This window comes from Streptomyces sp. NPDC059010, from assembly GCF_042740355.1.
Taxonomy (GTDB): Bacteria; Actinomycetota; Actinomycetes; order Streptomycetales; family Streptomycetaceae; genus Streptomyces.
Genome location: NZ_JBHYJA010000089.1, coordinates 1 through 12,698 on the forward strand (window position 1 = coordinate 1; position 12,698 = coordinate 12,698).

General features: G+C 67.4%; 10 protein-coding genes and 6 pseudogenes. 8 read left to right on the plus strand and 8 right to left on the minus strand.

What is annotated here, in order from left to right:
• Positions 1-233 precede the first annotated feature (233 nt).
• On the plus strand, positions 234-1,337 hold the full coding sequence (locus tag ACFWYS_RS45845) for a class I SAM-dependent methyltransferase (RefSeq protein ID WP_384782869.1): 1,104 nt from the start codon (positions 234-236) through the stop codon (positions 1,335-1,337).
• Between the two features lie 811 nt (positions 1,338-2,148).
• Here ACFWYS_RS45845 and ACFWYS_RS45850 read toward each other — a convergent pair.
• The 4 genes and pseudogenes from ACFWYS_RS45850 to ACFWYS_RS45865 form a co-directional block, all read right to left on the minus strand.
• Positions 2,149-3,069 (minus strand): hypothetical protein, encoded by a 921-nt coding sequence (locus tag ACFWYS_RS45850; protein ID WP_384782872.1) that lies wholly within the window; start codon positions 3,067-3,069, stop codon positions 2,149-2,151.
• Positions 3,070-3,350: 281 nt separating this feature from the next.
• Positions 3,351-3,497, minus strand: a pseudogene (locus ACFWYS_RS45855) (tyrosine-type recombinase/integrase); the annotation flags it as partial.
• A gap of 86 nt (positions 3,498-3,583) precedes the next feature.
• A complete protein-coding gene (locus tag ACFWYS_RS45860; RefSeq protein ID WP_384782874.1) occupies positions 3,584-4,564 on the minus strand; it encodes a hypothetical protein in 981 nt (326 codons plus the stop codon).
• Positions 4,565-5,078: 514 nt separating this feature from the next.
• Positions 5,079-5,774 (minus strand): annotated as a pseudogene (locus tag ACFWYS_RS45865) (zinc-binding dehydrogenase); the annotation flags it as partial.
• Positions 5,775-5,813: 39 nt separating this feature from the next.
• On the opposite strand from ACFWYS_RS45865, the gene ACFWYS_RS45870 reads away from it, so the two are divergent.
• The 5 genes and pseudogenes from ACFWYS_RS45870 to ACFWYS_RS45890 all read left to right on the plus strand — a co-directional run.
• A complete protein-coding gene (locus ACFWYS_RS45870) occupies positions 5,814-6,569 on the plus strand; it encodes a transcriptional regulator (protein WP_384782877.1) in 756 nt (251 codons plus the stop codon).
• Between the two features lie 163 nt (positions 6,570-6,732).
• Complete coding sequence (locus tag ACFWYS_RS45875) at positions 6,733-7,062, plus strand: hypothetical protein (protein ID WP_384782880.1); 330 nt, start codon at positions 6,733-6,735, stop codon at positions 7,060-7,062.
• A 187-nt stretch (positions 7,063-7,249) separates the two neighbouring features.
• Positions 7,250-7,918: a GNAT family N-acetyltransferase gene (locus ACFWYS_RS45880; RefSeq protein WP_384782883.1), complete on the plus strand. Its 669-nt coding sequence runs from the start codon at positions 7,250-7,252 to the stop codon at positions 7,916-7,918.
• Between the two features lie 282 nt (positions 7,919-8,200).
• Positions 8,201-8,560: pseudogene (locus tag ACFWYS_RS45885) on the plus strand (transposase); the annotation flags it as partial.
• A pseudogene (locus ACFWYS_RS45890) lies at positions 8,539-8,634 on the plus strand (IS5/IS1182 family transposase); the annotation flags it as partial. The pseudogenes ACFWYS_RS45885 and ACFWYS_RS45890, both read left to right, overlap by 22 nt.
• A gap of 197 nt (positions 8,635-8,831) precedes the next feature.
• Here the strand turns inward: ACFWYS_RS45890 and ACFWYS_RS45895 are convergent.
• Both ACFWYS_RS45895 and ACFWYS_RS45900 read right to left on the minus strand, forming a co-directional pair.
• On the minus strand, positions 8,832-9,152 hold the full coding sequence (locus ACFWYS_RS45895) for an antibiotic biosynthesis monooxygenase family protein (RefSeq protein ID WP_384782894.1): 321 nt from the start codon (positions 9,150-9,152) through the stop codon (positions 8,832-8,834).
• A gap of 84 nt (positions 9,153-9,236) precedes the next feature.
• Positions 9,237-9,614 (minus strand): annotated as a pseudogene (locus tag ACFWYS_RS45900) (RidA family protein); the annotation flags it as partial.
• 72 nt (positions 9,615-9,686) lie between these two features.
• Between ACFWYS_RS45900 and ACFWYS_RS45905 the strand changes: the two are divergent.
• Positions 9,687-10,595, plus strand: a complete 909-nt coding sequence (locus ACFWYS_RS45905) for a LysR family transcriptional regulator (protein ID WP_384782886.1) — start codon at positions 9,687-9,689, stop codon at positions 10,593-10,595.
• Here the strand turns inward: ACFWYS_RS45905 and ACFWYS_RS45910 are convergent.
• Positions 10,592-11,468 (minus strand): annotated as a pseudogene (locus ACFWYS_RS45910) (integrase core domain-containing protein). The gene ACFWYS_RS45905 and the pseudogene ACFWYS_RS45910 overlap by 4 nt on opposite strands.
• Entirely contained in the window at positions 11,465-12,058 is a 594-nt protein-coding gene (locus ACFWYS_RS45915; RefSeq protein ID WP_384782888.1) for an RBBP9/YdeN family alpha/beta hydrolase, read from the minus strand. Before ACFWYS_RS45915 ends, ACFWYS_RS45910 begins: the two are co-directional and overlap by 4 nt.
• Positions 12,059-12,113: 55 nt before the next feature.
• On the opposite strand from ACFWYS_RS45915, the gene ACFWYS_RS45920 reads away from it, so the two are divergent.
• Positions 12,114-12,464, plus strand: a complete 351-nt coding sequence (locus tag ACFWYS_RS45920; RefSeq protein ID WP_384782891.1) for a MerR family transcriptional regulator — start codon at positions 12,114-12,116, stop codon at positions 12,462-12,464.
• The last annotated feature ends 234 nt before the right edge of the window (positions 12,465-12,698 follow it).

Below are 12,698 nucleotides of genomic sequence, written 5' to 3' on the forward strand. Positions count from 1 at the left end.
CTGCGCTGGGGGGAGTTCCGCCACCCGCAATGGACACCGGTCCTGGCCTGACGCCGCCGGGGCACGGGACTGCTGCCGCACCGGCCCCACCGTGCTGGCGCCTGCCGAGTCCATCTCCGGGACGGAAAACGAGGTCACGTAGAGAGTTCGCCATACGGTGCGCCTCAAAATGGCGTGTATTTCTTGAATATGGATCGGTCCAGATTCGGAAAACAGTGAGGAGTAGATGCACGATGCTAAAGAACGGACTGTTCACCTCCGCGGTGGTTCTGTCCGCCCAGTCGGACCGGATGTGCGTAAAGGCGGGTAAGGCCAGCAAGGTGGGTGCGGCCAACCGGCAGGAAGGCTTTCCACTCTCCCTGGACATGCTGCTCATCCTGGAGATCATGCTCCACGAGCGTGATCTCGCAGCGGCGGAAGCCGAGTTCACCGCAATGAGGAGAGCCCCGCTGGCGGCCGACGCGCAAGCCGCTGTGGATGAGCTCAGTTACAGTGGGAACACCTGCTCGGTATTCGCTCAGCGTGGATCTTTGATCGTGCGGGATGACCGGACGATGGCCCAGGTAGCGGACCTGACCGCACAGAGTCGTTCAACCCGGCAGGTGCTGCGGGCGCTGGGAATGCGGCGAAATCTGAGCCACGATCCAGAAACCCCGAACTTTCGCGAACTCTTCACGGAGCTGCAGGAACGAGGCATCCTGGTACCGCCAATTGGTGGGATCGACTGGGGTCAACTGCGCAGGCTGATACCGATCTGCCCGGCTTTCGGAATGTCTCGGGGTACCCCAATTGACCGTCACTACCTGAACCAGTTCATCGCCGAAATCCATGATTTCGTTCAGGGAGATGTTGTGGAGATTGGCGGACTGGACAGCAACGGGGGCGCCTACGGTTTCACCCGTGCTTCCAAATACCGCGGTCTGGATATTAGAGAGGCCCCGGGGGTCTCTCTGGTCGGTGACGCAGCGGATCCAGGAATCATCCCTGCGGACTCCCTTGACACCATCATCGCCTTCAACGTTCTGGAGCACACTGCGCGCCCGTGGCAGGTGGTCGACAACATGCGGCAATGGCTGCGACCGGGCGGTACGGCGTGCTGCATGGTTCCCAGCGCCCAACGACTGCACAGCGCGCCCGAGGACTACTGGCGGCCACTCCCAGCAGCGTTGCGGGAGATGTTCAGCGCCTGGTCCGAACAAACCGTGCACCAGTACGGCAATCCGCTGAGTGTCATCGCGTCGCTCATGGGTATCGCAGCCGAGGAACTCGACGCACTGGAACTGAGCTCATACCACCCGGACTATCCTGTGGCCACTTGCATCGTCGCAAGGAAGTGAATACGGGGCGGGTCGGCGGGGACGCCGGCCGAGCGTCGCTGTCGCGTGTTGCTCGGTCACTTCATGCAGCTGATCACGAGGTGTTGTGCGCCACTTGACCGGCGCACTTCGCAGTCGATGAGGTCTTTCAGCCTGGATACTGATCGGGTGACGTAGAACGTGCCAACACCCTTGCGTTTGAGTCTTGATTCGCAGGTCAAGCCCTGGTGAACGGGGCAACGGGAGGTCCTGATAGATCATCTTGTGCCGAGCAAATAGATCATCGGGAGTCCCGTTGCAGGAGAAGTCTGTCATCACGCGCACGGTCGAGGCGGGTGACCCTATCTGTTTCGTCAACCTCGACGAGGTTGACTCATATGGATTCATCCCGGTTTTCGTGGAGTCCTGCGAAGCGGGATGTTCCTGGCGGATCAGGTGCCGGGTGGGCAGTCAGTCCCTTCTTTTGGAGATGCCAGTTACTTGACTTCTCCATTGGGAAGCCATTGCGTGCTTCAGATGGCCACCTCTGCGCTCAGCATCGGCCTTTCCCGGGGCGTCCTGCCGGCTCGTGATGGGGCGGACCGCCGAGTCCGGGCGCTTGCGGACACGATCCGCTGTGGCCTCGATGGATCCAGCCCTGGCGGGCATGCAGATCCCGGTTGGAGTCGTCCTCGACGGCCACCGGGTCCATGGTTCTAACGGGTAAGAGGTGTGGACGGGCTGTGCTACCCGGTGATCGGCCCTGAGACCTGCTCGGCGACTCCGACGCTCAGGTGGAGGCTTTTGCACGGTGGTGGCCTGAGGAGGTGAGGGTCCCGGTCAGTCGACCGGGTCAGCGTTGCTGGGGTCTGCTCCTGCGGCGCCGTACCACGTACACCGCGCTGCCGCCGACCGTTACGGCCGCGCCGCCGGCGAGGGCGAGCCAAGGGAGCGCGGAGGACGTGGCGGCCGAGGCTGTGCCCGTGCCGCCGGTCTGCGGGTCGTTCCCGGGGGCCGCGCCGGGCTTGTGAATGCGGAACGAGTTCGTGCCGACCGTCACCTTGCACCTGCCGTCCGCTTCCGGGCGCAGCATGTGCACGGTGATGCTGCCGTGGGCTGTCTCCCTGAGTGGTATGGCGGCGTTGATGCGTAGGCGGAGCGGGAACGTGAGCGTCTCACGCGGGGCGATGCCGGTCCTGGGGAGTCGGTCATGGCCGACCATCTCCGGGTCGATCTGAAAGGTGAGGCCGACCCAGACACGCGTCGTCGGATCCTGGCGCTGAACGTCGACGTACTGAGGGATCACCCGGGCTGATGAGTACATCTCGTCCGGGTCGTCCATGCGGTCGACCGCGTTTCTGAAGAGGATGAAGAACAGATCCTCGAAGGTGGTGTCCGTGAGATTTTCGACGCCCATGGCGAACTCGTGCCAGCCGTTGCCTGCTGTGATGTCCGCAGGCAACCCGGAGAGTGTGAGCTTCAGGCCGTGGTCCCTGTACGACGGCCAATGCCGTTCACAGTCCTCCTCGGTCCACCGCGGCGGGGATGCGGAGGGGGAGGCGGTCTGTGACGGCAGCGGCGGTACGGACGTGGTCGGCGGCGGCAACTGTGCCGGAGACGCGGCTTCGGGAGCGGACGCGGATGGGAAGGGCGCGCCGGACGTGATCGGAGCCGTGGGCGTCGGTGTGTCGGCGGCATAGGCGGTGGTGCCGGTCAGCAGCGCCGCCGGGAGCAACGCGGCGGCGGTGACCAGCAGTTGCTGACGGCTCTTCATGACCACACCTCGGATGCGGGAACATTGTGATACCTCTGACCGCTGTAATTCCAGGTCGGTTGTGGTGGCCCACCATCGCGTCACCGGAAGTTCTCCGGGGCGTCACTGTCGGCCCCGCCCTGCCGAGAGCCTTTGGTCAGGCGGATCACTCTGGCCAACTACCGCGCTCAGAGCGGCCAACTGAAGTGCTCGGTCCCAGCTCTTGTGTGCTGTGACATCGAATTTGAGCTCGTGCCAACGATTCTTGATCGGCGGTGCGTGGGCTCCCGCGCCGGATCTTGGCGGCTTTGCTGATGGATGGAGCCGGGCATGAGGTGGCGGTAGATCTTGAAGGTGATCTCGATGGTCTTGTGGCCCATCCACCCGGCGACGTCGGTGATGGGAATGCCGTGCGTGAGGCAATTGGAGGCGACGAAGTGCCGCATGCCGTTCCACCGACAGGACCACACAGGCGATCTTTGCGCCTTGCCCACTCAGCTCCGCTCCTCCTCGCCTCCCTGCTGAGGGGGCGGCGTCAGTTTGCAGCCTGGCTGTTCGGAAGAGTGGGCGCCCTGGTGGTGTAGCGGTCGGTGGCCAGGCTCCAGTCGAGGTTGCCGCGGATCCAAGTGCGCAGTCCGTCGATGTAGGTGCGTGTCCGCACATCGTCGTGACGGCGAATGACCTGGTCGGCCTGGCGAAGGAAGGCGGCTGTCTCCTCCTTGTGGAGGGCGACGGCGGCTTCCAGTGCCTGTGGTAGAGGGCACTGCTGTTCCTGGGCGATGCAGTTGATCAGGTTCAGCGCACCGGGCCAGGCCAGTTCCCGGGGGCCGGAGAGGATGTCGTTGGTGTAGCCGACGATGCGCGCCGCGGTGCGCGAGACGAACTGGATCTCAGGGGTGGCCCACACCGCGGTGGGAAGGGGGCAGTTGGTGGCGATCTCATTGAGGACGAAGCAGCCGGCGCGCATGAAGACGGTGGATTCCCGCAACTGCTGGTAATCGGACAGGGTGGGGACAGTGCGCAGGGACCAGTAGATGGCCTCCGGACCGGTGGCGGCAAAGTACTCCATCAGGCCGGACAGCAACCGCTGGACATGATCAGGGGCGGCGAAGTCGTCCAGGCGCCGACGCAGGTCGGCCAGGGCGTGCATGTGGGCGCCGGCGGGCGGTTGTTGCGGGTCATGGAGGACCTGAAGGCAGCGCAAGAGGTGATCGGCCACGGTGCGGGTGTCACCTCGACCGCTGGCGCCTTCGACCTTGTCGTCGTCCTGCAAGAACAGCCACATCAGCCATTCGCAGGCATACTGCACTCCCGGCAGCGTGCCGTGCGGATGCACGCGGGCGGCCAGCTCCCCGAACCGCGCCGCCCGCGCCGTCTCCTCCTCTGCGCGGGTGGTCACGTAGCCGTAGCGCCGCAGCCACGCCACGGCGTGCTCGCTCACCTCCTCGTGGTCAGGATGGAGGGCCGGCTCGATCGGGCACCACAGATCGGGTCGGGGCAATGCGGGCGTGGTCATTGCGTCAGCTCCCGTTGGCGGCGGAACGCCTGCATGCGCAGACAGCGGGGACGCAAGGAGCGGCCGGCGATATCCGCCCCGCGCCATGCGCAAGCTGCCCCACGCAGGAACGGTTCAGAAATCAACTATGTGATTCCCGGCCAGCACAGAGGTTTAAGCGTGCGGCGCACAGCTGAGGGATCAGTACCGGGGTGCAACCGCGCACCCGCGCGCGGTCACACAGACCGCTGGCAATTGCCACGCGCCCTGCGCTCCCAGATGGGCTTGGACGGCGCCAAGCCGCGGGACGTGCTGACAACGGGCATGAGGTGACACGAGGTCAGCGCACGCGCAGCCGCGCGCGGCCTCCGGCGGCTTGACGCGGTGGGCGAATAGTTCCGCGGCCTGCAGTACCTGTTCTTGTACGTCACACGGGTGCGGGTGACCTTGTCGTCCAGGTCGAAGATGTAGTTGCCGGTGCGAGACATGCGCCCTTCTTTCCGGTGGTGCTGTGCTGTGTCGGTGAGGGGTGGGGTCAGGGGTTGATGAGGACCTTGAGGGTCTTGCGGTCGGCCATGTCCTGGTAGCCGGCCGGGACGCCGTCGAGGGTGGTGGTGACGTCGAAGACCTTCCCGGGTTCGATGGCGCCGCTGAGGATGTCGGGCATCAGCTCCTCGATGTAGGCGCGGACGGGTGCGGGGCCTCCGGCGAGACGGATGTTGTGGCGGAACAGGCTGTCGAAGCCGATCGGGGCCTCCTCGTACTGAGGTACGCCGACGCGGCTGATCACGCCGCCCGGGCGGACGATGCCGACGGCCTGCTCGTAGGCGGGCATGTTGCCCACGCACTCCAGGACCACGTGTGTGCCGTGTCCTCCGGTCAGCTCCCGCACGTGGGCGATGCCTTCTTCGCCCCGTGCGGAGATGACGTCGGTGGCGCCGAACTCCCGGCCGAGGTCGGTGCGCGCCTGGTGACGGCCCATCAGGACGATCTGCTCGGCACCCAGGCGCTTGGCCGACAGCACGGCCAGCAGGCCGACGGCCCCGTCGCCGATCACGGTGACGCTGGTGCGCCGGCCGACGCCGCCGGCGACCGCGGCGTGGTGGCCGGTGCCGAGGACGTCCGAGAGGGTCAGCAGGGAGGGGATCAGGGTGGAGTCCGCGGCGACGGGCAGCTTGACGAGGGTGCCGTCGGCGAGCGGGACGCGGACCGCTTCGGCCTGGCCGCCCTCGTCCGGGAGGCTGGCCACATCAACGGCGTCTCCGAGGACGTGCTCGCCGCGGTCGCCCAGGCCCTGCAGCTGGACGAGGACGAACGCACCTATCTGTTCGACCTGGCCCGCGCGGCCCGGCCGGCCCGCCGCGCGCCGTCACGCCGCAGGGATGTCGAGGTCCCGCCCCGCGTCCAGTGGCTGCTCGACTCCATGACGATGTCCTCCGCGTTCGTACGCAACGGCCGCCAGGACGTCGTCGCCAGCAACTCGCTGGCCCGGGCCTTGCACGCGCCGGTCTTCGAAAGCGAGACCACCGACAAGCGCGGCCGGCCCAACGTCGCCCGCTACATCTTCCTCGATCCGGGCGCCCAGCAGTTCTTCGTCGACTGGGAGGCCGCCGCCGTCACCGCCGCGCTGCTGCGCGCGGAAGCCGGACGTGAGCCCCACGACCGGGCTCTGCGCGAACTCATCGGCGAGCTGTCCACCCTCAGCCCCGACTTCCGCAGCCAATGGGCCGCGCACGACGTCCGCATCCGCCACGACGGCATCAAACGGCTGTGGCACCCCGAGGTCGGTGACCTGGAGCTGACCTACCAGTCCTTGGACCTGCCCCTCTCCCACCGGGCCATGCACGACCTGACCCTCTACACCGCCGAACCCGGCAGTACCTCCGAAGACCGACTCAAGCTCCTGGCCAGCCTCGCAGCAACCCAGCCCCACGTGGCAGAGCCCGCTGACCAGCCGCACCGAGCTGCGCCGTCAACGCTCACACCCCGATCCGGCACCAGCGAAAACCGCCCACCCACGTCGTGAAGCCCTTGCAGGCTTGCCCACGCGAGCACGCCGTGCCGACTGTCCGGCGCGCTACGGGTCCGGCACGCCCGGCGCCTGCGACACATCGACGAAAAGATCGCCGTCCTCCCACAAGGGAAAGCAGAACAGAAGCACGGGCAGCAAGCCGCCCCCGGGAACCGTAATGGCCCGTCAACTCGGGTACACAGCCTCCTCGTGGTCCGCGCGCTGGGCAGCACCAAACGGACGCACCTCAACCCCGGGCCGCCAGATTCTGGCCGCCGAACTCCCACAGGGCGGAACCGCGGACCCGTGGACGGGGTGGACCCTCAGCGCGAGCTGGGGGTCGCGGGAGCAGCTCGCCGTACGGCTGGTCGAGCGGGTTGTCGTCGCGGAGGTCGCGGTCGGCGTGTCCCTGGACGCGGCTGGCCGCTGGCGCCACCCCGTGCGGCTGGAGCGCGTCAGGAGCGATCTGACTCCCGGTGATGTGCCGCTGTTCGGGCAGGAACTCTGACCTCGTACTGCTCCCTGCCGGACGCTCCCACTCCTCAGGGCGCGACGGGTACGTCCTGCGCGGGCCGCGGCAGAGGCCGTCGTCGGTCGAGGACGGAGGTACGGCGCTCTCCCTTGCCGGGACGTGCGGCCGGACACACCCGGTACATTCGGCCGGACACACCAGGGCGAATGCAACGGGGGGTTCCATGATTCGGTCGCTCCTACGACGTCACCGGGCGGACTCGGGCCTCCCGGTCCCGGTCGCGTGCACGCCCGGCCGGCACGCCCTGGCCACCCGGCATCTGCTGCTCTACACCCCGGTGACCCGGCTCGACGCGTTGGCGGCCATCGCCGCGGGCGCGGACCCCGAGGCCCAGCGCTGGCAGGGGAACCAGGTCGGCCAGGTCGTACCGGACGCCGACACCAGACGGGCCCTGCTGCGCCTGGGCCCCGCCGGCGCCACCCCCCGTTGGTTCATCAGGTCCAACCCCGAGCTGGCCGAGCCCTTCGAACCCAGCCCCGAGATGCCCGAGTTCATGGTCTGTGTACGCCGCGACACCGGGCGCTACGCCGGGTACCTCGAACTCGACCACGACAGGGGTGAGATCGGCGGCATTCTCGCCCCCGACCATCGAGGCCAGGGCCTCGGCGCCGAACTGTTCCTGGCGGGCGCGGAGTTTGCCCATGGCCACGCCGGTCTGCCGACGGTACGGGCGGGCACGGCGACGGCGAACCTCGCGTGCCGCCGCGCCCTGGAACGCGCCGGCTTCGTCCCGGCCCCCGGCCCGGCCCGCCACACCCTGCCGGACGGCCGTGAGCTGGACAGCGTCTGGTACCGGCACGAGGGCGCCGCGTCGGCGTGTGCCAAGCCTTGAGGCAGCAGTGGAGGGGCGGAGGAGCGAGTCCGCCGCCTCGGAACCGGCCGCCCGCCCGCGCACCCTGGCAGTCCGCTTGCCGGGCGGTCGTACGGCGCTGTCGCAGGCTCTCGGCGCCCCGCTGGCCGCGCAGGTCGCAGCCCTGCTGGCTGCCGCGCCGGTGTCCGGGCGTGACCGTGCGGACACCGGCGAGCCGTCCACGGTGACCACGGCGGATCTCATCGTCGAGGTCCTGGCCGGGACGACCCGGCATGCCGTGGTCGCGGTGACGAGGTGTACGGCGTGGGACCAGACACCGCCGCCGCCCTGCTCATCGCGATGGGCGACAACCCTGAACGGCTACACAGCGAAGCAGCGTTCGCCGCCCTCTGCGGCGTCAGCCTCGTTGAAGCCTCGTCGGGCAAGACCCAGCGCCGACGACTCAACCGAGGCGGCGACCGTCAGGCCAACTGCGCCCTCTACACGATCGTGCTCGCCCGCCTGCGCTGGGAAATCCGAAGCCGCACCTACGTGGAACGACGCATTAGAGAAGGCAAGACCAGGCGCGAAGCCATCCGTTGCCTCAAACGCTACGTCGCCCGGGAGCTCTGCCTGATCATCATCCGGGCCCACTTGGCAGAGCCCTGCATCACCGTCGCTTGACGATCCATAGGGGCATCAAGAGGGCCTATGTATCCCATGGCACGGTCACTGTCGCCGCGATCCGGCTCTGGCTCCACCCGTGGGATGCAGCAAGGCAGCTGTCGAAGTCGCCGTGGCTTACCGCACGACTGGGCGGTAAGCGGAGGTTTACTCGTCCGCGGCGTTGAAGACGCTGGCACAGCCCGGGCATTCCCTCGGGCTCGGGAGGGACACGCCGATCCGTTCGATGCGGGCTTGTGGCGGGACGGGTCGCTGAGGTGGTCTCGGTCGGTCAGCCTGCTGTCGGGCTCTGCGGGACCTGCGCTCGCGTGAACCCGTTGCTCCGTTCCACTTTTGCCACGTGCAGCGTGTAGCTCTGGTACCACTCGGCTCGCCCGCGCTGTTGCGCCGCGCGGTGCTCGACGTTGGTCCGCCACTGGGTGAGGGCGTCGGCGTCGCGGAAGTAGCTGACGGTGATGCCCAGCCCGCCCGGAGTCTGCGCGTGATCCATTCCCAGATACCCGGGGACGTCCTTCACCAGGTCTTCCACGCGCGTGTTGGTCTCGCTGTAGTCGTTCTGTTCCTGGGTGCGCACCATAGTGAAGACAGCCATGTAGTAGGGAGGTTCATGCGCCTCTACGGGCACGACAGGCGCTTCCGAGTGATCGCTCGCAGCGCCACCGTGAGGCTGGATGCGCCGCCGTGCGTACACCTCTATCTCGATCTTCATCCGTGGGTCGGCGAGACCGCACACGAGCATCGTGGCGGCCGGCCGAACCTCGCCGAAGCAGCGGCGCAGGACCGGCCAGCAGGGTTCGAAGTCTTCGCGGTCGGGCAGCAGGTAGCGCACGCGCACCACGTCGGCGAAGGTGCAGTTCGCCTCGGCCAGTGCGGCCTCGATGTTGCGCAGGCACTGCTCGGCCTGCTCCACCACGTCGTCGGAGATCGTCATGGTGGCGTAGTCGAATCCGGTCGTGCCGGACACATGCACCCAGTCGCCGTCGCTCACGGCACGGGCATAGCCGATCTGCTCCTCAAAGGTCGAGCCGCTGAGGACCGCGTGTCGCTCTGTCATGCGCGGAACGCTATGTGGCCGGCACCGATACGTCTAATACGGCCTCATGCATGATCTGATATCTCTGGTCGTATGGAGCGCCCCGAACTTCCCCTGCCGCAGCTGCACGCCTTCGTCGTGCTCGCGGAGGAACTCCACTTCGGCCACGCGGCCGCCCGCCTGGGCATCGCCCAGCCGCCGCTGAGCCAGCAGATCCGCCGTCTGGAGGACAAGGTCGGTCACGCGCTGTTCACCCGCGCGCCAGGGCCTGTCGCCCTCACCCCGGCGGGCAGTGAACTGCTGCCCGCCGCCCGGCGGGCCCTCACCGACCTCGCGGACGGTCTGGCCGCGGCCCGGGCCGTCGGCGGTGGCCGGGCCGGCCGCCTGCGTATCGGTTTCGCCGCCTCCCTCGCCCTGACGGTCCTGCCCGGCCTGCTGCGCACCTTCCGTCAGCGGTTTCCTGATGTGCACCTGGACATCCACGAGATGACCACGGCCCCGCAGATCGCGGCCCTGCATGACAAGACCATCGACATCGGCCTACTGCGCGAACCCCCCGCCGACGAGACGGAGCTCGGCTTCAGAACGGTACTCAGCGAGCCTTTCGTCGCTGTGCTGCCGGCCACCCATCCTCTGGCCGGCCAACGCACCGTACGGCTTGCACAATTGGCGGAGTCCCCCTTCGTCCTGCTGCCCCGCGCGGTCGGCCCGCCACTGCACGACCAGATCATCGGCCTGTGCACCGCGGCGGGGTTCACACCGCAGGTGGTCCAGCACGCGGTGGAATGGCAAACCGTGTGCGCCCTCGTGGAAACCGGTCTGGGTGTCTCCCTGGCCCCGGCGAGCATCCGACGCATCCGCCTCAAGGGCGTGGCCTTCCGCAGGATCGAACCCGGCATCGCCCGTACACGAGTGGCCGTGGCCTGGCGCGAGAGCGACCATAATCCCTTGGTCACACGCCTGCTGGCGACCATCAGCCAAGAACTGCCGGACAGGGCCTAGTTGTACGAGGCCTGGACGTTGCTGACACTGCCCCGCACCCGTGACGCTGGAGGCTGGCCATCGGCAGCGCCGTGTGGCCGGTGGTAGTTGTAGTGGATGGCCCAGGCCGTGAGAGCGTCGCGGCGTTGATCCTCAGACAGCCACGTGCGGGCGTAGAGGAACTCCTCGGACAGGATCCGGTTGTACCGCTCCACTTTCCCATTGTGGCGGGGCGTGTAAGGCGTGATCCGCTGGTGCCGCGACCCGAGCAGCGCCCGTACGAACGCCTCCGCGCGGTAGCACGCCCCGTTGTCTGTGACGATGCGCAGAATGAAGGTAGACGTAGCCCCCGCGCTTGGTCTTCCTCTTGCCGCACTCGGCGCTCTTGGCCTGGTTGCTGCCACGACCGTGGACGCGCCAGCCGCCTCCATCCGGGATTCGGCCGACCTTCTTCACATCGAGATGGATCATGTGCCCAGGCCGACGGGCGACGATCTTCCTCAGCTCCCTGTTGCTCTCGCCGTTGGGGTCCATGAACTTTCGCCGGCTGAGTCCAAGTTCGGCGAGATGCCGAGTGACGGTGCGGCGGGAGATCTCGGTCCCTTCAGCTGCCAGCTCATGGGTGATTCGAGCCGCAGACCACTTGTTCTCGCGTCGCATGGTTCTCGATCCGGCTGACCACGTCTGCTGGAATCGCGGAGGTCGGTGGTGTGGTGCTGAGGAGCGGTCCAGTAGACCAAGGTCGCCGTACTAGCGGTAGCGGTGCACCTACTTCGAAGCGGTCGCCCGCGAGATGCCCATCTCCGCGGCGACGTGAGCGATCGGGCGTGACTTGCAGCGCTCCACGAGTCGACGTCGCGCCTCGGGAGAGAGTGGCGCGTTGCGGTGTGTCATCTGGTTCTCGTCAGCTCTCCGTCAGTCCTTCTGCACGATGCGAGGGCCGTGGGGAGCGACGTCACACCGTCGGACGCGAGGAAGTGGCCGGCTCCGGGAATGACGTGGGTCGATGTCCCCAGGAGATCGGCAAGACGGTCGGTGTGGCTCGGTGGTACGTAAGGGTCCGCGTCCGACCGGATCAGGGTGAGTCTGTCGACGTGGTTGCGGATCCCGGCCAGATCCAGGGGCTTGCCGATGTGAGCGTCCAGCGCCGGAAGGGCCGGCAGCGTGTCGATGAATCCTGAGACGAGCACGAGCGCACCAAGACGCCACGGACCCGCCAGGGAGCAGAGATGGCGCAGCGCCGTGATGCAGCCGAGGCTGTGCGCCACCAGGGTCGAGCCCTCATCCGGCGTACCGACGCTGGCTGCCACGGCTGCCAGCCAGCGATCAGGGTCAGGCGCCTCGGAGTCCGGAAGGGCAGGAACGGTCGTAGAAATGCCACGGGCGTCGAGCTGCGCGGCCAGCCATCCGAACCAATGGTCCTCGGGTGTTGCGGCATAGCCGTGGATGATCGTGGCCCGCTGCCGGGTTGTCTTGAGTGTCATGGCGCTGGACGGTACGGCTTCACGCCAGCGTGAAGGTCAAATCGCAGGAGGACCCGTGCGTATCAGCAAACTCGCCGAGCTGACCGGGGTGACAGCGCGAGCGCTGCGCCACTATGAAGACTGCATGCTCCTGGTCCCCGAGCGCGACCGCAACGGCTACCGGGCCTACACCGAATCCGACATCGCGCGCGTGGCCCAGATCAAGACGATGATCGCCGCAGGCCTCGCGACCGCAACCATCCGCCGTTACCTCGATTGCGCTCGTTCGGGCGAGCACGGTGTGTCCCTCGCGATGTGCCCCGACCTTCGGGCCGAGCTGGACGCCCTGGCGCGACGCCTTGACGCCAAGGAAGCCTCGCTCAGGGAGACGCGGCAGCGACTTTCGGTACTCGCCTCCGCTCGCTAGAGACGGGACATGCTGTCGTGGCAACCAGGAGCTGTGTACACCAGCCCGCGGCCCGAACTAAGGGTTGTCCTACCTTCACGGCATGGGCCTGATCTGGCACTCGTACGATCGGAGGGCCCGGGGGCTCCGGGTATGGCTACTACTGAGCTTGTAGGCGTGGTGTCGCGAGTATGAGGGGCAGTCCGGTGGCTGCGAGACAGCCATTGAGTACACCGCTGCGGTACTGGGTCTGAC